This is a genomic window from Kitasatospora sp. NPDC048298 (genome assembly GCF_043201465.1).
Classification (GTDB): Bacteria; Actinomycetota; Actinomycetes; order Streptomycetales; family Streptomycetaceae; genus Kitasatospora.
The window spans coordinates 1-18,878 of sequence record NZ_JBICYZ010000022.1; the positions used below are offsets into that span (position 1 = coordinate 1).

Genomic DNA, 18,878 nt, shown 5'->3' on the forward strand with positions numbered 1-18,878 from the left:
GCGAGCTGGTCCGCCGGCACGATCTGGGCGGCGAGGGCCTGCGGGGAGGCGTCGGCGGCCGAGGCGACGGAGGGGACCACGGCGGCACCCAGGGCCGTCACACCGGCGGCGGAGGCGAGGATCGCGGCAGAGGTGCGCATACGGAGCTTGAAAGCGGGCATGTAGAACCAGACCTCAATCGGGTTGGGCCGGTGTCACGCCCCGCCCCGACCGTGGCCGGACAGGGGCCGAACGGTCGCGGGGTGTGACTCGGCGGTAAGCCGCATCCGGCGGGACAGGAGCCGGTGTGGCTGGCGACGAATGCAAAGTTGCCAGACCGCAACGGGCCCCGCCAAGACCCCCTCGCTACGATCCGGCGTCGTAGCGAGGAGGGCGGCTCCGATTCGAAGGAAGGGCCACGCCGAGCGCGCCACCCCCTTCCGACCTGCGCAAACACCACCCACCCCCTAGCGAAAAGCGGGCAAAGCGGACATTCCTAGCCGTCGTCGTGCCCCGCAACCGCATGTGAGCGCACTCACCGTTTGAACCCCGACGGCATCACCACCCGGCCCGCCCCCGTCGCGCTGAGTCACCGCCCACCGGGCCGTCACTGAGACCGCGGTCACACCCCGGCGACGCCCCCCGGCTCAGGCGAGGTCGGTGGCGGGCAGCGCCTGGAGGTTCCGGAAGTATTGCACGTACAGGTTCAGACCCGCTGCCGCGCCGTTCTCGAAGCAGAACAGGGTCTGGACCGCGCCCGCCCCGTCGCCGGTCAGCCCGTAGCGCCGCACCCGCCGGACGCGCGTCGGCGGCAGCGGGGTGGGCCTGGCCTCGGCGCACGGGGATCACCGCCTCCGGAGGGGGTCGGGTCCCCCTCGCGGTAGGAGATGTACGGCCGGGTGGCGCGGTGGCGTCCGGGGCCGGACGCTCCCGTCCCTGCCCCGCCCGCCCCTTCCGGTGATCCGCCCGGGCTGAGCGCCGGTCACCCACACGGCCGCACGCCGCATGCGGCGGTCTCGGCACCCGAGTGAACTGGCCGGGTACGGCCCGCCCCGGGACGCCTTCCGAACGATGCGCCCCCGCACAGCCGACCAGGCCGTACCGGAGGAGGACCGATGAGTTCCACGGACGCGCCCCCACCTGGTCCCGGAGACGACGCCGGCCCCGCCACCCGGGAGCGCGGCGGGGCGGTGGCCGGCCGGCTGGCCACCGCCCCGCTGATGTCCTGGATCACGCTCGCCCTGATGACCACCAGCTCGGTGGCCAGCCTGCGCTCCGCCCCGACCATGGCGGTGTACGGGCTGGCCTGCGTCTTCCTCTATCTCGTCCCGGCGCTGGTGTTCCTGCTGCCGACCGCGCTGGTCTCCGCCGAGCTGGCCTCCGGCTGGGAGGGCGGCGTCTACCGCTGGGTCTCGGAGGGGCTGTCGAAGCCGCTGGGCTTCCTGGCCGTCTGGTGCCAGTTCGCGATGACGATCTTCTACTACCCGTCGCTGCTGGCGTACGTGGCCTCCACCATCGCGTACGTGGTGAACCCGCGGCTGGCCGGCAACGGCCCGTACACCGCGGTCGTGATCATGGTGCTGTACTGGACCGGCGTCTGGGTCTCCTCGCGCGGGACGAAGGCGGTGGCCGGGCTCTCCTCGACGGGCCTGGTGATCGGCACCCTGATTCCCGGCACCCTGCTGGTCGTGCTCGGCCTCGTCTTCCTCGGGCAGGGCAACTCCTCCGCCGCCCCGATGGACGCCGCGCACCTGTTCCCGGAGTGGACCGGGCTGGCCAGCCTGGTGCTGATCGTCAACAACTTCCTCAGCTACTCCGGCATGGAGATGAACGCGGTGCACGTCTCCTCGCTGCGCAACCCGGCCCGGGAGTTCCCGCGGTCGATGTTCACCGCCTCCGCGATGGTGCTGGCGATCTTCATCCTGCCGGCGCTGGCGATCAGCTGGGTGGTGCCGTCCAGCGAACTGAGCCTCACCGCAGGGGTGATGCAGGCCTTCGACGCCTTCTTCCAGTACTTCGGCATCGGCTGGCTCACCCCGGTCATCGCGGTGGCGCTGATCACCGCCTCGCTCGGCGGCATGCTGACCTGGCTGGCCGGGCCCTCCAAGGGCCTGCTGATGATCTCCCGCCAGGAGGGTTACCTGCCGCCGTTCCTGCAGCGGCTCAACCGGGAGGGCGTCCAGCAGAACCTGCTGGTCGCCCAGGGCGTGGTCACCACCGTCATCGCCCTGCTGTATGCGCTGATCCCCAACATCTCCAGCGCCTACTGGATCTTCTCGGTGATCACCACCCAGGTGTACCTGATCGTCTACCTGCTGATGTTCACCGCGGCGATCCGGCTGCGCCGCACCCAGCCGGACCACCCGCGCGGCTATCGGGCCCCGGCTCTGGTGCCGATCTGCCTGATCGGCCTGCTCTCCTCGGCCGCCGCGATGGCGATCGGCTTCGTGCCGTCCTCGCAGTTCGGCAGCGGCAGCGTCTGGACGTACGTCGAGATCGTCGGCGGCGGCCTGCTGCTGCTCGGCCTGGTCACCCCCGCCCTCTTCCTGCGGCTGCGCAAGCCGAGCTGGCGCTCGCCCGAGGCCGAGACCGAGCTGGCCGCCCAGGAGGCGCACGAACGGCGCGGAACGGAAGGGGACGCGTGATGGCCAGGAGTCCGATGGCCTCCCGGCACCGCTGGATCTACCTCGGTTCGGTCGCCCTGCTGGTCGCGATGCTGATCACCGGCCTGCTGTCGTTCGCCCAGCTGCACGGCACCGACCGGGCCGCCGAGAAGGCGAAGCAGCTCTCGGCCAAGTTGAGTGCGGCCGGCTACCCGGTGCCCACCCAGGACCAGATCGTCCACACCCTGGGCGAGGACGGCGGCGCGGTCTGCGCGGACCCGGCGGGCGCGCTCAACCAGGCGCAGTGGACGTACGGGATGTCCAACGGCGCCGACGGGCCCGGCCAGCGCCCGGTGCTGTCCGACCGCGAGGTGGTGCGGGCCGAGGCGATCGTGCTGTCGGTGTACTGCCCGGACCGCCTCGCCGCCGTCCAGGACCGGATCGACGACCTCGACCTGCGCGACACCGTCCGTGAGTAGGAGCCCCGGATGCCCCAGACACCTCAGACACCTCAGACACCTCAGACACCTCAGACACCCCGGACACCCCAGGCGCCTCAGACGTTCCAGATGTCTCAGGCGACCGGCGAACTCGCCCGCCGGATCGACGAGTTGATGCCCAGGGCGCAGGCCGACCTGGCCGAGCTGGTGGCCATCCCGTCCGTCGCCGACCCCCGGCAGTACCCGCCGGAGAAGTGCCGGGAGGCCGCCGAGTGGGTCGCCGCCGCCTTCGCCAGGGTCGGCCTGCGCGACGTCCACCTGGCGGAGACCCCGGACGGCAGCCACGCCGTGCTCGGCCACCGCCCGCCCCCGCCCGGCGCCCCGACCGTCCTGCTCTACAGCCACTACGACGTCCAGCCCCCGCTCGACGCAGCCGCCTGGGCCTCCGAGCCGTTCCGGCTCACCGAGCGCGACGGCCGCTGGTACGGGCGCGGCACCGCCGACTGCAAGGGCAACATCGTCATGCACCTCACCGCGCTGCGCGCGCTCGGCGACGACGTCCCGGTCGGACTCAAGCTGGCGGTCGAGGGCTCCGAGGAGCAGGGCACCGGCGGCCTGGAACAGTACGTGCCCCCGCACGCCGACGAGTTGCACGCGGACGCCCTGCTGATCTGCGACACCGGCAACGCCGCCGTCGGCGTTCCCACCGTCACCACCTCGCTGCGCGGGGTCGTCAACGTCGTGGTCGGCGTCGAGGCGCTCCGGGGCAACGTGCACTCCGGCATGTTCGGCGGCCCCGCCCCGGACGCTCTGGCCGCGCTGATCCGGATGCTGGACTCGCTGCGCGACGCCGACGGCGGCACCCGGATCGACGGCCTGGACTGCACCGGCACCTGGAGCGGCGCCGGCTACGACGAGGGCACCTTCCGGACCGACGCCGGGGTGCTGGACGATGTCCGGCTCACCGGTTCCGGCACCGTCGCCGACCGGCTCTGGTCCCGTCCCGCCGTCACCGTCCTCGGTATCGACTGCCCTCCGGTGGTCGGCTCCGTCGCCGCCGTCCCGGCCGCCGCCCGGGCCCGGGTGAGCTTGCGGGTGCCGCCCGGCACCGACGCCCGCACCGCCCAGGAGGCCCTGGTCGCGCACCTGGAGGCGGCCGCGCCCTGGGGCGTCCGGGTGTCGGTGGAGCGGGAGAGCGCCGGCGCACCGTTCCGGGCCGACACTGGCGGGCCCGCGTACGCCGCGCTCGACCAGGCCATGCGGGAGGTCTACGGCAAGCCGATGTCCTTCCTCGGCCAGGGCGGTTCGATCCCGCTGTGCAACGTCCTCGCCACCACCTTCCCGGAGTCGGAGATCGTGCTGATGGGCGTTGAGGAGCCGCGCTGCCTGATCCACGCGCCGAACGAGAGCGTCGATCCGGAGGAGATCCGGCGGATGGCCCACGTCGAGGCGCTGTTCCTCCGGTACTTCGCCGACAGCCGCTCATCGGGCCGGAGACCGCGCTGACCGTCGCGTTGTCGGTCGGCGGTAGCGGTCGGCGCCCGGGGTCGGTGGCGGCCAGTTCCCGCCCGTCGGCGCCTTCTGGTCGCTGACCGCCTACGACGCTGACAGCTACCTCATCGACAATCCCCCCTCAACCGGACCAACTGGTTGCCCATCCCCGCCGACGGCGCCTTCTCCCTCACCATGCGGCTGTACGCCCCCGACTCCTCGGCCGTCGACGGGACCTGGCAGCCCCCGGCCCTGCAGCCCGCCGACTGACCGGTCCCGGCCCCGAGCCGAGCCGGCGCGCGGGCATGTGGCAGATTTGCCCGTGCCCGCGCGCCCGCACGGGCGTGGTCCGAGACGACGAGGAAGCCGATGACCAGAGTCCCCGAGGACGTCGACACCCCGGACATCGTGGTCGAGCTGGACGTGCTCCGGCGCAACGTCGACCGCATGGCGGCCGGGCTGCGGGCCAAGGGCCTGCGGCTGCGCCCGCACGCCAAGACCCACAAGATGCCGGAGATCGCCGAGTTGCAGCTCGCCGCGGGGGCCGTCGGGCTGACGGTGGCGACCATCGGGGAATCCGAGGTCTTCGCCGAGCACGGCGCCACCGACCTCTTCATCGCCTATCCGCTCTGGATCGGCCCCCGTCAGGCGGAACGGCTGCGGCGGCTCGCCGCCGGGGCCAGGATCGCGATCGGAGCGGACTCCGCGGAAGCCGTCGGGGCAGCCGGTCGGCAGCTGGGCGACGCGGCCGGTGACATCGAGGTCCTGGTGGAGATCGACAGCGGCCACCACCGCAGCGGTGTCCTCCCGGCCGCGGCCGTGGCGGTGGCCCGCGCGGCCGCCGCCGCCGGGTTCCGGGTCGGGGGAGTGTTCACGTTCCCGGGCCACGGCTACGCGCCGGACATGCCCGAGCAGGCGGCGCGGGAGGAGGAGCAGGCCCTCGGGCGGGCCGCCGAACTGCTCACCGCCGCGGGATTCGACGTCACCCGGGTGAGCGGCGGATCCACCCCCACCGCGGAGCTGGCGGGAACCTCGGCGATCACCGAAGTACGGCCGGGCGTCTACGTGTTCGGTGACGCCCAGCAGCTCGAACTCGGACGGTGCGCGATCGAGGACATCGCGCTGACGGTCGCGGCGACCGTCGTCAGCCGTCACGAAGGAGACGGCACCGCACCCCGGCGGATCGTCCTGGACGCGGGCAGCAAGGTCCTCGGCGGCGACCGGCCCGCGTGGGCCACGGGCTTCGGCCGGCTCATGGACGAGCCCGACGCCCGCATCACGGCCCTGTCCGAGCACCACGCCACCGTGGTCTGGCCCGACGGCGGCGACCTGCCCGCCCTCGGCGAGCGGCTGCGGGTGATCCCCAACCACGTCTGCGTGGCGGTCAACCTCGTCGACGACGTCGCGGTCGTCAGCGGCGGCGAGGTCGTGGGCCGCTGGCGCGTCGCCGCACGGGGCCGGAACTCCTAGGGCGTGTCTGACAATTCCCGTCGCACGCCTGGCGCGAATTGTCAGACACGCCCTGGAAGCCCGGCCCCGGCTCAGATCGGCAGGTCCCAGCCCGGGCCGTCCTCCGTACCGATCCACACCCGTTGCCCGGCAGGTGAGACCGTGATCCCGAAGCCCCGCTGGTGCGGCTCGCCGGCCTGCTGCCAGAGGTGTACGGCCTCCTCGACGCGGTCCCACAGCCGCAGTGGGCCCCGCTGGGTGACGGTCCAGCCCCCGTCGGGACGGGGTGTGGTGCGGGCCTGGGAGCCGGTGGCGACGTCGGAGAGGATCTGGGTCGCGCCGCTGCCCATGCGTTCGGCGGAGGGCGCGGCGAGCTGGGCGACCCAGCTGCCGGTCCAGGTGTCGATGACGGCCGGGTCGATCAGGCTCGGCCGTTCGTCGCCGGGCAGCATGGCGACGGTCGAGCGGGGCGGGCGGTCGTGCGGGCGGGCGATCATGAAGCTGGTGTAGCCGGGCAGGAACCGGCCGGCGGCTTCGCCGGGGCCGGTCACGGTGAGCTCCGCCAGGCCCGAGGCGTAGCTCCAGCCGGACAGGGTGACCAGGATGCGCCCGCCCGGCTTCACCTGGTGGAGCCAGGGCATCGGCAGGTAGCGGACCGAGCAGGTGGCGATCAGCCGGTCGTAGGCGCCGCCGTCCGGGTCGCCGCGCAGCCCGTCGCCGACGAGGAGGCGGGGCGCGTGGCCGGCCGTCCGCAGGGCGGCGGCGGCGCGTTCGGCGACCTCGGGGTCGTACTCGATGCTGGTGAGGTTGGCGTCCCCGAGCCGGTGTGCGCCGAGGGCGGTCGAGTAGCCGGTCCCGGTGCCGATCTCGAGGACGCGGTGTCCGGTGTCCGTTCCGAGCCGCTGCCACATTCCGAGGACGAGGGAGGGCAGGGTGGAGGAGGACGACGGGGCGCCGACCACCGGTTGCCCGCCCGCGTCGTCCGCTCCGGTGCGACCGTCGAGTTGGGTGACGAGCGTCTGGTCGGTGTAGATCCCCTCCAGCCAGCCGGGGTCTCCCCGCCGCACCGCCCGGTAGCCGGTCGGGTTGCTGCCTTCGACCGGGAGGAAGTACGCCCCGGCGAAGACCTCGCGGGGAACCGCTTCGGCCGCCTTGATCCATGCCGGGTCGGACAGCGCGCCGTTCTCGGCGAGGCCGGCCGCCAGGGCGGCGCGCAGCTCTTCGGACGTGCTCATGCGTCGGGGCCTCTCAGTAGCTCGTCGGCGAGGGCGTGGGCGATGCCGTCGGTGGTCCCGGGCGGTTGCCATGCCCACTGGCCGTTGGGGTTGCATTCGAGGAAGGACCAGCTGCCGTCACTCGTCACGGCGAAGTCGAACGCCCCGAACGCCAGTCGGAAGTGGCCGAGGTAGCGGACCACGGACCTCGCGACCGGCTCGGGTACGGCGATCGGTGTGCAGGTCATCAGGTCCTGCCGGCGGCGCCAGTCGAGGTCCGGGCTGTCGATCCGCACGCCGAACAGCCGGTCGCCGACGGCGGTCACCCGGACGTCGAACGCCTTGGGAACCCGGGCCTGGAACATGTGCGGGCAGGCCCGGACCGCGTCCGTGATCTCCTGCGACCCGACCTCCCGCACCCACACGGCCCGCGGCTCACCGTCGACGGAGTACGGGGTGTTCCACACGGGCTTGTAGACCGCCCCGGCCGGCCGGCGCGCCACGAAGTCCCGTGCTTCCTGCGGGTCGTTCGTGATCAGGGTGTCCGGGACGGCGAATCCGAAGCGCTGCGCGGCGGCGAGCTGCGCGGGCTTGTGCTCCGCGGCGCGGTTGGCCCACGGGTGGTTGACGTAGTGCGCTCCGGGAAGGGAGGCGAGGATGCCGCCCGCGCCCCACACGGACTGCGAGGCCGCGAAGCGGCGTTCCTGGCCGTCGAGGTCGACCGGCCCCTCGTACGGGGAGGCCCTGCGCACCCACACGGCCCCCACCTCGGTGAGGTCGAGCGTGCGGCTCCGGGTGCGCAGGGTGCCCCGCTGGTCGCCCGTACGGAACGAGGCGGTCAGCGAGGCGCCCGTGTGCAGGTCGGTGCCGGGGTCGAGACGGACCACGGTGGCGCGGCGGTGCGCGAGGATGCGCAGGACCACGTCCGCGGTGACGTCACACGGGTTGGTCAGCACCAGCACCGGCCGGCGGCGGCGATGTGTCAACTGCCGCTCTGGTCCTGGTCGTAGGACTCGGTGCTGTCGGCGTCGGTCGAACCGCCCGGCCCGGCCCCGTCGCCGGGGCGGGTGGTGGTCGGAGTGAGCCCGCTGGTGCTGGTGCCGTGGGAACCCAGTTCCACCGTTCGGCCGTTCTCGTCCACGACGACCGCGATCTGCGTCTCGGGGTCGATCACGGGCGTGAGCGCCGGGAGCGTGGCAGTGGTGGCCGCGTACGGCCTCATCCTGCCGATGCCCCACGGTACGGGCGTCTGCGTCATGCATCCTCCTCGTATCGATGGTGCCGGTTCACTGGCCCATCACTTTGCCGATCCGCGGGGGTGCTTTCAAGTCCGCTCCGGAGGACGGAATATGCCAGGTTGACGGGGCCGGCACTGCTCCTCACCACGGTCAGCTGATCCCCGGTTGTCGCGGAGGCGGGGGTGCCCCCACCATCACGGTGGCCGCGGTCAGCGCCGGCACGGCCGCGCAGGACGCCACCTGCGTCGTACGCCACCGGCGGATCTTCTCGTTCCGGAGGACCTCGGTGGCCCGCCCCGATGCCCGGGGTGCCGGGCGGGGTGATGCCCACCGGCCGGCGTGGGCGTGCCCGCCGAAGGGCAGGGTGCAACGGGGGCCATCGGTCCCTGGCGACGAGCCCGGCCGCGGAGAACGCTGGAAGTACGAGCGGAACCGGTCCGGCTCCGCCCCGGCCAAGCCCTCCGAGAGGAGCGACCGCCGCCATGAAAGCGCTCACCTACCACGGACCAGGCCGCCGTACCTGGGGCGACGTCCCCGACCCGACCGTCCGCGACCCGGAGGACGCCGTCGTCCGGGTGGACGCGGTGACCATCTGCGGCACCGACCTGCACATCCTCAAGGGCGACGTCCCCGAGGTCGGGCCTGGCCGCGTCCTCGGCCACGAGGCCCTCGGCACCGTCACCGAGACCGGCCCCGGCGTGCGCACCGTCGCGGCCGGCGACCGCGTGCTGATCTCCTGCGTCTCCGCCTGCGGCCGGTGCGCCTACTGCCGGGCCGCGAGCTACGGGCAGTGCACCGGCGGTGGCGGCTGGATCCTCGGCCACCTCGTCGACGGCTGCCAGGCCGAGTACGTCCGCACCCCCTTCGCGGACACCTCCCTGCACAGGCTTCCCGAAGGCGTCCGGGACGAGGACGCCCTGCTGCTCGCCGACATCCTGCCCACCTCCTACGAGGTCGGCGTCCGCAACGGCCGCGTCGGCCCCGGCGACACCGTCGCGATCGTCGGCGCCGGACCGGTCGGCCTCGCCGCCGTCCTGACCGCGCGGCTCTACAGCCCCGCCCGCGTCATCGCCGTCGACCTCACCCGAAGCCGCCTCGCCGCCGCCGAGCGCTTCGGCGCCGACACCGTCCTCACCTCCGCCGAGGCCACCCCCGACGCCGTCCGCAAGCTCAGCCGCGACGGGCTCGGCGTGGACGTCGCCATCGAGGCGGTCGGCATGCCCGAGACCTTCGAACTGTGCACCCACCTGGTGCGCCCCGGCGGCCGGGTCGCCAACGTCGGCGTGCACGGGCAGCCGGCGGTGCTGCACCTGGAGGAGCTCTGGATCCGCGACGTCACCATCACCACCGGCCTGGTCGACACCAGCAGCACCCCGATGCTGCTCGACATGCTGGCCGTCGGCCGGCTCGACACCGGCGGGCTGGTCACCCACCGCTTCGGCCTCGACGAGATGCAGGAGGCGTACGACGTCTTCGCCGACGCGGCCGACACCGGCGCCCTCAAGGTCGCGCTGTTCCGGACGTGATCGCCATGTACGCAGGAGTCGCCGGCACCACCGACCGTCCCGACCCGGCCGACATCGCCACCCGGATCGACCGGCGGCGTGAGCAACTCGGCCTGAGCGAGGGAATGCTGGCCCACCGGGCCGCGATGTCGCCCGCCTACCTGAGGCAACTGCTCTGCTCAGGGCCCGAGTTCGACCCGCCCGGGTTCGTCCGGATCACCGCCGTGCTCGGCATGACCTGGCCCGAGCTGCTGTCCGGTCGACGTCCGGACGCCCCGCCGGGCCAGGCCGACGCCGCCCCGCGCGCCGGGCTCCGCCGCCTCACCGAGCCGCAGTGCTGGGAACTGCTCGGCGCCCGGGGCATCGGCCGGATCGGCCTGCCCGGCTCGTCGGCGCCCGTCGTGCTCCCGGTCAACTACGTGGTGGACGCCCGGACGATCGCCTACCGCACCGCTCCCCGGGGCGCGGCCGCTCCCGACGAGGGGGCGCCCGTCTCCTTCGAGGTCGACCACATCGACGAACACCGCCGCCAGGGCTGGAGCGTCCTCGTCCTCGGCGAGGCCCACCACGTCGACACCCCGGAGGAGGAGCAGCACCTCTCCGCCCTCCCGGGCGCCACCCCCTGGGCCGGCGGCCCCCGCCCGCTGTGGGTGCGCGTCCGCCCGGCGGGCGTCACCGGCCGCCGCGTCCAGGCGGGGTGACCCTTCGCCGCGGCGACCGGGCCGCCGCGCCCGCCGGCGGGATCCACCGGAACAGCGCCTACGCCCGGCGGAAGCGCTCCACTCCAGCGTTTCGGATCACCGGAGTGCCGTGCCCGTCGGTCAGTCGATGCCCTCGACGATGCGGAAGTCGCGCTCGACACCGTCGGAGAGGACCACCAGCGCCTTCTGGTAAGCCTCGCTCTCGTATGCCGCGACGGCCTGTTCGAAGCTGTCGAACTCGATCAGAACGACGCGTTGCGTGTTTCCGGCTTCGTGGGCGACGAGTCGACCACCACGGGACAGGACCCGCCCGCCCCCGGCTCGGACGGCCGGACGGGCCAGCTTGTCGTAGGCAGTCAGCCTCTCAGGGTCGGAAATGGCGCGGTAGACACTGACCCAGTAGCCCTTGGCCATGGAAACCTCCTGTGTTCGGCCGGACATGTCCGACTTCGAATCGACGCTCGGATTGCTCGATCCCGGCGGCGGAGCCGTCCGGCACCGCCCTGCGGGTGGTGATGTCGTCCTCGGCGCGGAGAGATGCATAAAGCATTCATATAAATATCGTATGCTTCGCGCATGAGCCGTCAAGACGCCACTCGTGGCGCTTCCACTGCGATCGGGTCGGCCCTCTACGGGCTGGCCACCAGGGCTGTGAGACGCCTTCCGCGCGACATGAGCATCACGTCCGCCGCCACCCTGGCCACCCTGCACAGGACCGGCCCGCGACGCATCACGGATCTGGCCGAGAGCGAGGGTGTCACCCAGCCCGCGATGACCGTGCTGGTCCGGGTGATGGAGGAGTCCGGACTGGTCGAGCGGAGGGGCGACGCGTCCGACAAGCGGGTCACGCTGGTGTGTCTGACCGAGGCCGGCGCGTCGTACGTCCAGGCGCGGCGCCAGGCGGGCGCCGACGCGTTCGCGCGGCTGATCGACGAACTCGCCGACGACGAGGTCGAGGCCCTGGTGGCGGCGCTTCCGGCGCTGGCACACCTGGCAGAAATCGAAAGCCGGGACCGCGAAGGGCCGAAGCGGTGACGGGGCGCACCCCGGAGCGCTCCGAGGTGCGGCTGCTGGTCCCCGCCCTGATGTTCATCGCCCTGGTCGTGGCGGCGGTCGCCAGCCTCGGGGCACCGCTGATCACCAGCGTGGCGACCACGTTCCACGTCTCGCTCGACAGCGCGCAGTGGACGCTGACCGTCGCACTGCTGAGCGGCGCCGTCGCCACGCCCGTCCTCGGCCGGCTCGGAGCCGGCCCGCACCGACGGGCCACGATCCTCGCCACGCTGGCGATCGTCGTCGTCGGCAGTGCGCTGACCGTGCTGCCACTGCCGTTCGCGGGGCTGCTCATCGGCAGGGCGGCCCAAGGCGTCGGGCTCGGTCTGACGGCGCTGATGATGGGCGTGGCCCGGGACCACCTTCCCGAGGAGCGCAGCACGGCGACGATCGCCCTGATCTCGGTGGTCTCGATCATCGGCGCCGGCGTCGGCTACCCGCTCACCGCACTGCTCGCCGAGATCGGCGGCGTACGGGCCGCCTACGGCTTCGGTCTGTTCGTCACCGCCGTCGCCTTCCTGACCGCGTGGCGTTCCATACCCGCGGCTCCCGAAGGCCGCTCCGCTCACGTGACCGTGACGGGCGCGCTCGTCCTCGCGGGTGGACTGTTCCTCGTCCTGTTCCTGGCCGGCCAGCGGAGCCTGTGGAGCCGTCACCTCGCCGTGGCGGTGATCCTCGCCGTCGTCGCCGTGCTCCTGCTGTGCGTATGGACCGCCTCCGAGCTGCGCGGCAAGGCGCCCCTGGTCGATATCCGGGCGGTACGGCACCCGGCGGTCGCCGGAGCGAACATCGCCATGTTCGTCGGCGGTAGCGGCATGTACCTCCTACTCACGCTCATCACGCGGTACGCGCAGACGCCGCACAGCGCCGGCTACGGCTTCGGGCTGACCACCTTCGTCGCCGGGCTGGTCCTCGTCCCGTTCTCGGTGCTGGGGTTCGTCGCCGGCAAGCTCACGCCCCGGGTTCGGAGGCTGATCGACGCACCCCTGCTCCTGGCCGGCAGCGCCGTCATCGTCGGCGGCGGGTTCGTCCTCTTCGCCGCGGCCCGGTCGAACCTGGCCGAACTGCTCGTCGCGATGGGCGTGCTGGGCTTCGGCGTCGGCAGCTTCTCGGCCGCCATGCCCGGCGTCATCCTGGCCGTCACGCCCAAGAGCGAGACGTCGAGCGCGATGAGCTTCAACTACGTCGTCCGCAGCGTCGGGTACTCCCTGGGCAGCGCGATGGGCGGCCTGGTCCTGGCCACCGGCACCGACACCGGTCATCTCTTCCCGAACGACCACGCCTACACCACCGCAGCGCTGGTCGGCATCGCCGCGATGGCGGTCACCGCCCTGACCGCCACCGCTCTCGCCCGCCGACGCCCGCCCGAGACCAACCCCACCACGGCCACGGCCGGCGTGCCGAGTCAGGGCCGGTCGAGCCGATGACCGGCTCGCCGGAAGAGCGGCGGCCCCGTCGCCCTGGTCGGCGCCGAGGAGACTGGACACCGCCCGCGGCGGTGAGCGCCCCCGGGCGGGGGCCTCGCGTACGGGCGGCTCGGCCCCGAAGGCCGAGAGCACCGCGAGGGCGGAGAGCACCCCGAAGGCCGAGGGCACCGCGAGGGCCACCGGCGGGAAGAAGAGCACCTCGCGCTCCCGCAGCGGGGGCGGGAAGCCGGCCGCGAAGAAGCGGGTCTCCGCCGGCGACGAGGACCTGAAGCAGCTCACCAAGGCCGAGCTCTACGAGAGGGCCACGCGGTTGGACATCCCGCACCGTTCGACGATGAACCGCGACGAGCTCCAGAAGGTGGTCGAGAAGGCCTCCGGTGGACGCCGGCTGCGCATCGCGTCGTGAATCGGCTGGTCGTGAATCGGCTGGTCATGGATCGGATGTACGGCGGAGCCACGGCCAGGTGAGGATCCTCCTGATCCGGGCAGACGCCCTGGTGGGACGTCCGCGGTGTCGCGGGCCGTCCCGGCCGGTCACCGGACCGGCGTCCGGCGGCCCGAGCGCTGCCCCGACCCACACCGCCAGGGTCGAAAGCGCTCGTAGTAGCCGATCGACCTGGAAGGAAGCCGCCCATGGCCACACGGATCGCCTACCGGCGGATCTACGAGGAAGCCTCGCCCCAGGACGGGCAGCGCGTGCTCGTCGACCGGGTCTGGCCGCGCGGGATGAAGAAGGAGGACGCCGACCTGGACGAGTGGCTGCGCGACGTCGCCCCGTCGACCGAGCTGCGCCGCTGGTACGGCCATGAGCCGAGCCGGTTCCCCGAGTTCCGCCGCCGCTACCTGGCCGAACTGCGGGATGCGCGACACCACGAAGCGGCCGGGCACCTGCGCGACCTCGCCGCCCACGACAAGCTCACGCTGCTGACCGCCACCAAGGACGCGGACCACAGCCAGGCCGCCGTGCTCGCCGAATGGCTGGCCCGGCGGAGACACTGACCGCCACGGACACCGAGTCCTGCCACGCCCGCGAACCCTGACCACCGGCGCGGGCCCGACGGCGTCCACGCGGCCACGTGCACTGTCCCGGTCGGCCCGGATTGCGCCCGCCGCCGGGTCCGGCCACCGAGGAAGGCCGGGCCCGGCCACCGAGGAAGGAGGCCTCGGCCTTGATCACCGAACTCGCCCTGGAAAGCATGAAGTTCACTTGCGGCCACCGCCGGCGCCAGTGGAGCACCGGCTACGACATCCCGCACTACCACCACGACGACGGGCGGGAGTGGGAGTACTCCTCCCGGGACGGCACGCCGGCGGACCCGCCGTACACCCCCGAGGGCGCGCCGCCCCGCCCGGAGTGCGGACGCCCACCCGCGGTCGCCCGAGCGGGGAGCCGTCCGGCGGGAGGGGGCGCGAGGCGATGGCTGAGCTGACCGTCGAGGGCGGTGACCTGGTGCTCCGGCTCTCCTGGTGGGAGCGGCTGGTGACCGGGACCGCGCCGGTCCGGGTGCCGCTGACGGCGGTCGAGGACGTGGCGGTCCTCCGGGACCCGTGGCGGGTGTTCCGCGGCTTCAGGGAGCGGGGACTGCTGATTCCCGACACGCTGTGCCTGGGAGTCTGGCGGCATCCCGGCGGGCGGGACTTCCTCGCGCTGCGCACGCGTGCCGGCGGCGGCGTCGTCCAGGTCGACCTGCGCCGGCCCTCGCCGTTCGCCCGGATCGCCGTCCGGTCTCCGCGGGCCCAGCAGACGGCGGCCTCGGTACGCGCGGCGGCGCGTCTGACGGCGCCGACGCCTTCGTGGACGAGGGCACCGTCGTCGCCGGAACCTCCGAAGGCGATGCCCCTCATGGACCGGTTCGCCACCGGCTGGTCGACGTACAGGAGATGAACCCGCTCGGCGAACTCTCCTGGCCGGTCCCCGTCCGGGGGCCTGCCCGCTCGGCTACTGCTCGGGTGCGGCTACCGTGCGGAGTCGGCCCGGGACACCAGGCCGTCGATCAGCGCTGCCAGGGCCGGGCGCAGTTCGGCGCAGTGGGCGCCCGGGCCCAGGTAGGGGGCTGCGGTGCGGGCGAGCACCAGGGCGGGGAGGGTCCGCGAGTCGGCGGCGGCGAGCGCGGCGGTCCGCTGACTGGGCTCGCGCGGGCGGCTGACGGGGTGTTCGGAGAGGAGTTCCCCGACCAGGAGCTGCCAGCAGGAGCGGTGGGCGGCTGCCGCCTGCGGGGGCCGGAGCCCGGCGGCCATCAGGTCGGCCAGGCAGGCGTCGGTGAAGGGCAGGGCCCGCTCGGAAGCGAGTTCACCGCGGATGAGGACGTGCAGGACCCAGACGTGCCCGGCGAGGAAGTCGTGGGCGTCGAGGAGCCGGTGGAGAAGCCTGGCGGTGGGGGAGTCGCCCGGGACGTCCACGGGCATCCCGTCGGCGATCTCGTCGAGGACGGCGAGCAGCAGGCTGTCGCGGTCGGCGACGTGCCGGTACAGCGAGGCGGCGGCGGTGTCGAGTTCGGTGGCCACGGCCCGCATGGTGAGCGCGTCGATGCCGTCCCGCTCGATGAGTCGGCGCGCGGCGGCGACGACGGCGTCCGTGGTCAGTCCCGGACGCGGGCGCCGGGGGCCGTAGCGGCCGCGGTCGATCGTCGTTCCTCGTTCTGCCACCTCGTCATCCTGCCACGCCGCCGGACCGGCCTTCACCTGCGGGGCTTGCGAGGCCAATCAAGTAAGGCTTACCTTACGCGAACACTGTTCGCATCTGGAGGTGGCCGTGCCCGGATCAACCGTTCCCGCATCGTCGACGACCGCGCCCGGGAGGTGCTCCGGGGCCGGGAGGCGCTCCGGAGCCGCCCCGGACGGCCCCGGCCGCTCCGGTCCCCGCGCCGGCCGCTCCGATCCCCGCGCCGGCCTGGTGCTCGCCACGGCGAGCCTGTGCCAACTGGTCGTGACGCTCGACGCGAGCATCGTGAACATCGCCCTGCCCGCGACGGGCCACGCCCTGGGATTCGCCGACAGCGCCCTGCCCTGGGTCGTCAACGCCTACGCGCTCGCCTTCGGCGGACTGCTGCTCCTGGGCGGCCGGGTGGCCGACCTGGTGGGACACCGCCGCGCGCTGCTGGCCGGTCTGGCACTGTTCGGGCTCGCCTCCGTGCTCGGCGGATTCGCGCAGACCCCCGCGCAGCTGATCGCCGCCAGGGCCGGGCAGGGCGTGGCCGCCGCGCTCCTCGCGCCCATCAGCCTCACCCTCATCATGGTCACCTTCGCCGAGGGGACGGCCAGGGCCAGGGCCCTGGGCGTCTGGTCGATGGTGACGGCGGCGGGCAGCGCGCTGGGGGTCCTGCTCGGCGGCGTGCTCACGGACCTGCTCGACTGGCGGTGGGTTTTCTTCGTCAACGTCCCGCTGGTGCTGGCGGCCGGCGTCCTGGCCGTCCGTTCGGTCGCCACCGTCCGGCCGGCGCGCACGGGCAGGCTCGACCTGGTCGGTGCGGTGCTCGGGACCGGGGCGATGTGCGCGCTGGTCTACGGGCTGATGGAGACCGACCGGCACCCGTGGACCTCGGCGCGGACCCTGGCCACCCTCGGGGCCGCCGCGCTCGTCGGCATCGCGTTCCTCTACTGGGAGGCCCGCTTCGCCTCCGCGCCGATCGTCCGGCTCGGTGTGCTGAGGGCCCGGACGGCATGGACCGCGAGTGTGATCGTCACCCTGGTCGGGGCGGCGATGCTGGTGGGCTTCTACTTCTGCTCGCTGCACCTCCAGAACGTCCTGCACTACGGCCCGCTCGCGGCCGGTGCGGCCTTCCTGCCGTTCTGCGCCGGGGTGATGGCCGGCAGCATGGCGGCCGGCCGCATCGGTGCCCGCTTCGGGGCGCGGGCCGCGCTCACCGCCGGACTGCTGCTGGCGGGCCTCGGAATGCTCTGGTTCAGCGGACTCGGCGTCGACTCCGGCTACCTGAGCGCGTTCGTGGGCCCGTGCGTGGTCACCAGCACCGGCGTCGGGATCTGCATGGTCGCCAACACCGCGATGGGCACCTCGGGCGTGGCCCCGCACGAGGCCGGACTGGTCAGCGGGCTGCTCAACGCCGGGCGCCAGTGCGGCGGCAGTATCGGCCTGGCCGTGCTCTCCTCGCTCGCGGTGGCCGCGACCCGCAGCGCGGTGCGCGAGGGACACGAGCCGCTGGAGGCGCTCGCGGCCGGCTACGACCGCGCGTTCGTCGTCACGGCCGGGCTGTTGGCGGTGGCGGCCATGATCGCAGTGCTGTTCGTTCCCGGCCCGGCCCCGAAGCCCGGTCCGGCGCCGAAGCCCGCCCCGCGAGCCTGACGGCGCGCACCTCCTCGGGGGCGGACCGGGCTGACGTGATGGGTGAGTGATGGGCGAAATGTGGCTCTGCACCATTGCCGGCGGCGGAGCTTCGGTGGGGCCGCGCCCGTCACCGCTGTGTTCGACGTGAACAACTGACGCGGTCTCCCCGCCGGCATTGCCGAAGCGACGGGACATCACCAGGGCTGCCGCCTACGCGGCGGACTCGGGGCGCTCCAGCTGACGGGCAGAGTGATGGGTGACTTGCTCGGTGACCCGTCCTCCCAGATGGGCTGGCAGCCTTCGGCCAGGCGCAGGTCGGGGAGCCGGTCGAACAGCGACTCCAGGCACACGGTCATCTGGGCCCGTGCCAGGTGGGAGCCGATGCAGTTGTGCGCTCCGCGGCCGAAGGTGAGGTGCGGGTTGTCCGCGCGGCACAGGTCGAGCCGGTCGCCGTCGGCGAACACACTTCCGTCGCGGTTGGCGGAGGCGAGTACGGGCAGCACGGCGTCGCCGGCGCGGATCGTCCGGCCGTGCAGCTCGATGTCCTCGACGGCCTGGAGGACGACGACGCCGTTCATCACCGGTACATAGCGCAGCAGTTCCTCCACCGCACCGGGCATGAGGTCGCGGTTGTCGCGCAGACGTGCGTACTCGCCGGGCACGGTCAGCAGGGTCAGCACGGCGTCGGCCAGGAACATGGTGCTCGTGCGGTATCCGGCGACCAGCATGGAGAGCCCGAAGCTCACCGCGCTCTCATGGTCCAGCGTGCCGTGCTCGCACTCGCGGACCAGTTCGGTGAGCACGTCGTCATCGGGCTCACGCCGCTTCCCGTCGAGCAGCGAGGTGATGTACGCGCGCAATCGGGAGGTGGCCTCGCGGCCCTCCTCCAGGGTGAGCAGGGCCCCGAGCGCGGCGTCCGCCTTGGGCAGGAAGTACTGGCTGTCGTCGTAGGGGATGCCCACCAGGTCGCACATCACCATGACGGGGAAGGGCTCCAGGAACCGGACGACCAGGTCGCCGGGCTGGTCGCCGCCGACGAACGCATCGAGCAACCGGTCGGCCGACTGCCGGAGGTTCGGCAGCCTGCTCCGGATGGACCGGACGCTGAACGGCTCGCTCAACGCCCTGCGCAGGGCGGCGTGCCGGGGGCCTTCCAGTTCCATCATCGTGATCAGGCCCGGCTCGTCACCGGGGGCCCGACCGGGGCGGGGCGGCCAGTCGTTGATGGTCGGCCGGATCAGCCGGGAGTCGGCGATCAGTTCCTTGACGTCGTCGTACCGGGTGGCGTACCAGGCGGTGGCACCGATCGGCAGCCGGACCTTCGCCAGCGGGCACTCCTGGCGCAGCCGGCCGTACTCCTCGGGTGGCCCCATCGTGCCCGGCGGCGGGAGGGGCAGGTCGATGACGGGCACGTCGACGACAGGTTCCGGCGTGGTGTTCACGGCTGGACCTCCCCTTCTCGTGTGCGACCGGGCGCGGGCGCTCGGTCGACTGGG

General features: G+C 73.1%; 19 protein-coding genes and 1 pseudogene. 13 read left to right on the plus strand and 7 right to left on the minus strand.

The annotated features are described in order from the left end of the window. Positions 1 to 626: 626 nt before the first annotated feature. Positions 627 to 770, minus strand: a complete 144-nt coding sequence (locus tag ACGF0D_RS18015; RefSeq protein WP_392917216.1) for a hypothetical protein — start codon at positions 768 to 770, stop codon at positions 627 to 629. Between the two features lie 324 nt (positions 771 to 1,094). Between ACGF0D_RS18015 and ACGF0D_RS18020 the strand changes: the two genes are divergently transcribed. From ACGF0D_RS18020 to ACGF0D_RS18040, 5 genes and pseudogenes are all read left to right on the plus strand, one after another. Continuing rightward, on the plus strand, positions 1,095 to 2,624 hold the full coding sequence (locus tag ACGF0D_RS18020; RefSeq protein ID WP_392917218.1) for an APC family permease: 1,530 nt from the start codon (positions 1,095 to 1,097) through the stop codon (positions 2,622 to 2,624). Further along, the gene (locus ACGF0D_RS18025) at positions 2,624 to 3,061 is read left to right on the plus strand and encodes a hypothetical protein (protein WP_392917221.1); all 438 of its coding nucleotides are present in this window, start codon (positions 2,624 to 2,626) and stop codon (positions 3,059 to 3,061) included. The genes ACGF0D_RS18020 and ACGF0D_RS18025 overlap by 1 nt, the downstream gene beginning before the upstream one ends. 90 nt (positions 3,062 to 3,151) lie before the next feature. Then, on the plus strand, positions 3,152 to 4,528 hold the full coding sequence (locus ACGF0D_RS18030) for a dipeptidase (RefSeq protein WP_392917223.1): 1,377 nt from the start codon (positions 3,152 to 3,154) through the stop codon (positions 4,526 to 4,528). 135 nt (positions 4,529 to 4,663) lie between these two features. Then, positions 4,664 to 4,783: pseudogene (locus tag ACGF0D_RS18035) on the plus strand (DUF1214 domain-containing protein); the annotation flags it as partial. A 99-nt stretch (positions 4,784 to 4,882) separates the two neighbouring features. Next, positions 4,883 to 5,983, plus strand: coding sequence for a D-TA family PLP-dependent enzyme (locus ACGF0D_RS18040; RefSeq protein ID WP_392917226.1), 1,101 nt, complete (start codon positions 4,883 to 4,885; stop codon positions 5,981 to 5,983). 71 nt (positions 5,984 to 6,054) lie between these two features. On the opposite strand, the gene tgmC is transcribed toward ACGF0D_RS18040, so the two are convergent. The 3 genes from tgmC to tgmA are packed head-to-tail and all read right to left on the minus strand — an operon-like array spanning position 6,055 to position 8,434. Continuing rightward, positions 6,055 to 7,197, minus strand: coding sequence for an ATP-grasp peptide maturase system methyltransferase (tgmC, locus tag ACGF0D_RS18045; RefSeq protein ID WP_392917228.1), 1,143 nt, complete (start codon positions 7,195 to 7,197; stop codon positions 6,055 to 6,057). Next, on the minus strand, positions 7,194 to 8,162 hold the full coding sequence (gene tgmB / locus ACGF0D_RS18050) for an ATP-grasp ribosomal peptide maturase (RefSeq protein WP_392917230.1): 969 nt from the start codon (positions 8,160 to 8,162) through the stop codon (positions 7,194 to 7,196). Before tgmB ends, tgmC begins: the two co-directional genes overlap by 4 nt. Next, positions 8,159 to 8,434: a putative ATP-grasp-modified RiPP gene (tgmA, locus tag ACGF0D_RS18055; RefSeq protein ID WP_392879022.1), complete on the minus strand. Its 276-nt coding sequence runs from the start codon at positions 8,432 to 8,434 to the stop codon at positions 8,159 to 8,161. The genes tgmB and tgmA overlap by 4 nt, the downstream gene beginning before the upstream one ends. 462 nt (positions 8,435 to 8,896) lie before the next feature. Here tgmA and ACGF0D_RS18060 point away from each other — a divergent pair, with 462 nt between their 5' ends. Further along, a complete protein-coding gene (locus ACGF0D_RS18060; protein ID WP_392879025.1) occupies positions 8,897 to 9,940 on the plus strand; it encodes a zinc-dependent alcohol dehydrogenase family protein in 1,044 nt (347 codons plus the stop codon). Positions 9,941 to 9,945: 5 nt separating this feature from the next. Next, positions 9,946 to 10,620: a pyridoxamine 5'-phosphate oxidase family protein gene (locus ACGF0D_RS18065; RefSeq protein WP_392879027.1), complete on the plus strand. Its 675-nt coding sequence runs from the start codon at positions 9,946 to 9,948 to the stop codon at positions 10,618 to 10,620. A 120-nt stretch (positions 10,621 to 10,740) separates the two neighbouring features. On the opposite strand, the gene ACGF0D_RS18070 is transcribed toward ACGF0D_RS18065, so the two are convergent. Next, positions 10,741 to 11,034, minus strand: a complete 294-nt coding sequence (locus tag ACGF0D_RS18070; protein ID WP_392917233.1) for a DUF1330 domain-containing protein — start codon at positions 11,032 to 11,034, stop codon at positions 10,741 to 10,743. Positions 11,035 to 11,292: 258 nt separating this feature from the next. On the opposite strand from ACGF0D_RS18070, the gene ACGF0D_RS18075 reads away from it, so the two are divergent. From ACGF0D_RS18075 to ACGF0D_RS18095, 5 genes are all read left to right on the plus strand, one after another. Then, positions 11,293 to 11,655, plus strand: a complete 363-nt coding sequence (locus ACGF0D_RS18075) for a MarR family winged helix-turn-helix transcriptional regulator (protein WP_392879033.1) — start codon at positions 11,293 to 11,295, stop codon at positions 11,653 to 11,655. A gap of 50 nt (positions 11,656 to 11,705) precedes the next feature. Then, the gene (locus ACGF0D_RS18080) at positions 11,706 to 13,100 is read left to right on the plus strand and encodes an MFS transporter (protein ID WP_392917487.1); all 1,395 of its coding nucleotides are present in this window, start codon (positions 11,706 to 11,708) and stop codon (positions 13,098 to 13,100) included. A gap of 633 nt (positions 13,101 to 13,733) precedes the next feature. Continuing rightward, complete coding sequence (locus ACGF0D_RS18085; protein ID WP_392879036.1) at positions 13,734 to 14,099, plus strand: DUF488 domain-containing protein; 366 nt, start codon at positions 13,734 to 13,736, stop codon at positions 14,097 to 14,099. Positions 14,100 to 14,269: 170 nt separating this feature from the next. After that, on the plus strand, positions 14,270 to 14,530 hold the full coding sequence (locus ACGF0D_RS18090) for a hypothetical protein (RefSeq protein ID WP_392917234.1): 261 nt from the start codon (positions 14,270 to 14,272) through the stop codon (positions 14,528 to 14,530). Next, positions 14,518 to 14,985 (plus strand): hypothetical protein, encoded by a 468-nt coding sequence (locus ACGF0D_RS18095; RefSeq protein ID WP_392917237.1) that lies wholly within the window; start codon positions 14,518 to 14,520, stop codon positions 14,983 to 14,985. Before ACGF0D_RS18090 ends, ACGF0D_RS18095 begins: the two co-directional genes overlap by 13 nt. 71 nt (positions 14,986 to 15,056) lie before the next feature. On the opposite strand, the gene ACGF0D_RS18100 is transcribed toward ACGF0D_RS18095, so the two are convergent. Next, entirely contained in the window at positions 15,057 to 15,746 is a 690-nt protein-coding gene (locus ACGF0D_RS18100; RefSeq protein WP_392917239.1) for a TetR/AcrR family transcriptional regulator, read from the minus strand. Positions 15,747 to 15,993: 247 nt separating this feature from the next. On the opposite strand from ACGF0D_RS18100, the gene ACGF0D_RS18105 reads away from it, so the two are divergent. Continuing rightward, positions 15,994 to 17,400 carry an MFS transporter gene (locus ACGF0D_RS18105; RefSeq protein ID WP_392917242.1) on the plus strand — a complete coding sequence of 469 codons (1,407 nt, stop codon included), beginning with the start codon at positions 15,994 to 15,996 and terminating at the stop codon, positions 17,398 to 17,400. Positions 17,401 to 17,576: 176 nt separating this feature from the next. Here ACGF0D_RS18105 and ACGF0D_RS18110 read toward each other — a convergent pair whose 3' ends face one another. After that, a complete protein-coding gene (locus ACGF0D_RS18110; protein ID WP_392917244.1) occupies positions 17,577 to 18,824 on the minus strand; it encodes a cytochrome P450 in 1,248 nt (415 codons plus the stop codon). Positions 18,825 to 18,878: the final 54 nt, after the last annotated feature.

Bases quoted from the DNA above. Each gene is read 5' to 3' on its own strand.
- ACGF0D_RS18020 (WP_392917218.1), top strand. From the start codon at position 1,095: ATGAGTTCCACGGACGCGCCCCCACCTGGTCCCGGAGACGACGCCGGC.
- ACGF0D_RS18025 (WP_392917221.1), top strand. From the start codon at position 2,624: ATGGCCAGGAGTCCGATGGCCTCCCGGCACCGCTGGATCTACCTCGGT.
- ACGF0D_RS18030 (WP_392917223.1), top strand. From the start codon at position 3,152: ATGTCTCAGGCGACCGGCGAACTCGCCCGCCGGATCGACGAGTTGATG.
- ACGF0D_RS18040 (WP_392917226.1), top strand. From the start codon at position 4,883: ATGACCAGAGTCCCCGAGGACGTCGACACCCCGGACATCGTGGTCGAG.
- tgmC (WP_392917228.1), bottom strand. From the start codon at position 7,197: ATGAGCACGTCCGAAGAGCTGCGCGCCGCCCTGGCGGCCGGCCTCGCC.
- tgmA (WP_392879022.1), bottom strand. From the start codon at position 8,434: ATGACGCAGACGCCCGTACCGTGGGGCATCGGCAGGATGAGGCCGTAC.
- ACGF0D_RS18060 (WP_392879025.1), top strand. From the start codon at position 8,897: ATGAAAGCGCTCACCTACCACGGACCAGGCCGCCGTACCTGGGGCGAC.
- ACGF0D_RS18065 (WP_392879027.1), top strand. From the start codon at position 9,946: ATGTACGCAGGAGTCGCCGGCACCACCGACCGTCCCGACCCGGCCGAC.
- ACGF0D_RS18070 (WP_392917233.1), bottom strand. From the start codon at position 11,034: ATGGCCAAGGGCTACTGGGTCAGTGTCTACCGCGCCATTTCCGACCCT.
- ACGF0D_RS18075 (WP_392879033.1), top strand. From the start codon at position 11,293: ATGAGCATCACGTCCGCCGCCACCCTGGCCACCCTGCACAGGACCGGC.
- ACGF0D_RS18080 (WP_392917487.1), top strand. From the start codon at position 11,706: ATGTTCATCGCCCTGGTCGTGGCGGCGGTCGCCAGCCTCGGGGCACCG.
- ACGF0D_RS18085 (WP_392879036.1), top strand. From the start codon at position 13,734: ATGGCCACACGGATCGCCTACCGGCGGATCTACGAGGAAGCCTCGCCC.
- ACGF0D_RS18095 (WP_392917237.1), top strand. From the start codon at position 14,518: ATGGCTGAGCTGACCGTCGAGGGCGGTGACCTGGTGCTCCGGCTCTCC.